General features: G+C 60.0%; 1 protein-coding gene. It reads right to left on the reverse strand.

Annotation, left to right across the window (positions count from 1 at the left end):
- The coding region (locus tag ACNFBR_RS29220; RefSeq protein ID WP_416737876.1) for an immunoglobulin-like domain-containing protein at positions 1-1,056 on the reverse strand (1,056 nt) is incomplete at both ends.

Here is a 1,056-nt window from a genome sequence, read left to right on the forward strand (position 1 = left end):
CGTGATGGTGTAGGTGATCTCACCACCTTCGGTGACCGAAGGTGTCGCGGTCAACTTGGCGATCACTTCGTCGGTGGTGTCGGTGACATCCACTTTCGCTGCGCCGCCCAGCTCCAGGTTCTCGAAGGTACGACCGTCGATATCCACAGCCGACTTGATGCCCAGGCTGATTTCACCGGCGTCTTTGTAGACGTCGTCGCCCTGTGCCGCGTGCTCGTACTTGACGCTGGTGTCACCGGCTTTGATGGTGACCTGGGCGTTGTTGCTCAGGGTCACGACCAGGTCGTGATCCAGCGGCTGGTTCACGTGCACGGTAAACGTCGGTTTGACGTTCTCAGCGACCGAGGTCTGGTCGGCGGTGATCGTGACCTTGACCAAGTCGCCTTCGTTGGTACCGCCTGGATTGCCCGGAGTACCCGGCTCGTCAGTGACAGTCGTCTTGACCTCAGTTTTGTCCAGGGTCAGCTTCTCGAACTTGTCGACATCCACGCCGTCAACGGTCGCGATCGATTTCACGATCGGGTCGTTGGCACCCACGTAGACGTTGTCCGGAGCGTTGACGGTAACCGAACCGGTCGTGCCGTTGGCCGGCACGGTGATAACGGTTTTGCCGTCGCTCAGCGTGAAGGTCAGGGCGCCGTGGTTGTTGATCAGCAGACCGTCTTTGTTGGTCAGCGTGATGGTGTAGGTGATCTCACCACCCTCGGTGACCGAAGGTGTCGCGGTCAACTTGGCGATGACTTCGTCGGTGGTGTCGGTGACGTCGACTTTCGCCGCGCCGCCCAGTTCCAGGTTCTCGAAGGTACGGCCATCGATATCCACAGCGGACTTGATGCCCAGGCTGATTTCACCGGCGTCTTTGTAGACGTCGTCGCCCTGCGCCGCGTGCTCGTACTTGACGCTGGTGTCGCCGGCTTTGATGGTGACCGTAGCGTTGTTGCTCAGGGTCACGACCAGGTCGTGATCCAGCGGCTGGTTCACGTGCACGGTGAACGTCGGTTTGACGTTCTCTGCGACCGAGGTCTGGTCGGCAGTAATGGTGACCTTGACCAGGTC

The sequence above is a fragment of the Pseudomonas sp. NY11955 genome (assembly GCF_048068035.1).
GTDB lineage: Bacteria > Pseudomonadota > Gammaproteobacteria > Pseudomonadales > Pseudomonadaceae > Aquipseudomonas.